1 protein-coding gene is annotated in these 773 nt (G+C 45.9%); it reads right to left on the bottom strand.

The genetic code is table 11. The features are described from left to right. Positions 1-245, bottom strand: a 245-nt coding sequence (locus tag OGX86_RS00295; protein ID WP_286638999.1) for a helix-turn-helix transcriptional regulator, incomplete at its 3' end; no start/stop codon positions are given. Between the last annotated feature and the right edge of the window lie 528 nt (positions 246-773).

Raw genomic sequence — 773 nt, forward strand, 5'->3', positions numbered from 1 at the left:
CGGTGCGCGACACGTTCTGCCATCCACGCCGTGATTTCAGACTGTAGCCAGGCGACATTTTTACCCCCGAGGGAAACCTGTGCCGGGAAAGCATTGCGGGCAATTAAATCGTAGAGCGTGGAGCGGGACAGGCCGCACTGATGAATGACTTCCGGGAGACGTAAAAAACGTTCCTGAACCGGGGCTGAAACCGGCATCAGGTGCGTGCCAGTGGGAGAAGGTGGTACTGATGAAACCGTGTGCATAACGCTACCTCGTTAATATCCGCAGAGATCCGGACGTGTCCATCCGGTATCAGGTAGCGCTCTATTTTGTGAATATTTTTTCTCAATGCAACAGGGGGAAATTGTACAAAGCACGGGACAACGGGTGCTGTTTTTTTACTCAAGACCATTTAAAGGCACTGGAGATTTCAAAAGTGAAATGCAAATTGATTTAATCACCCTAACAGCATGAATTAATAGGATATACCGCATAAAATTTACATTCGGGATGTTCAGACCAGTGAACAGTAGTGAACAGTTGGTGAACACTTCACTCTCAACTGTTCACTCTTTAATTTATTGTTTTACTTATATTTTTATACTGAGTGAACAGTAGTGAACAGTTATATGTAAAAAAACAAACAGAGTGAGGTGTTTTCCTGCGACCTTTCTCTGGCCAGCCGGGTTTTGAAGTCCTGTTTGTGCCATATCTGCTACAACGGCAATGAATCGAGTTGTTGTCTGAGGGACGGCAGAATGGCGTCAGGTTGAAAACACAGAGAGAACCCG

The sequence above is a fragment of the Citrobacter sp. Cpo040 genome (assembly GCF_030332915.1).
GTDB lineage: Bacteria > Pseudomonadota > Gammaproteobacteria > Enterobacterales > Enterobacteriaceae > Citrobacter > Citrobacter portucalensis.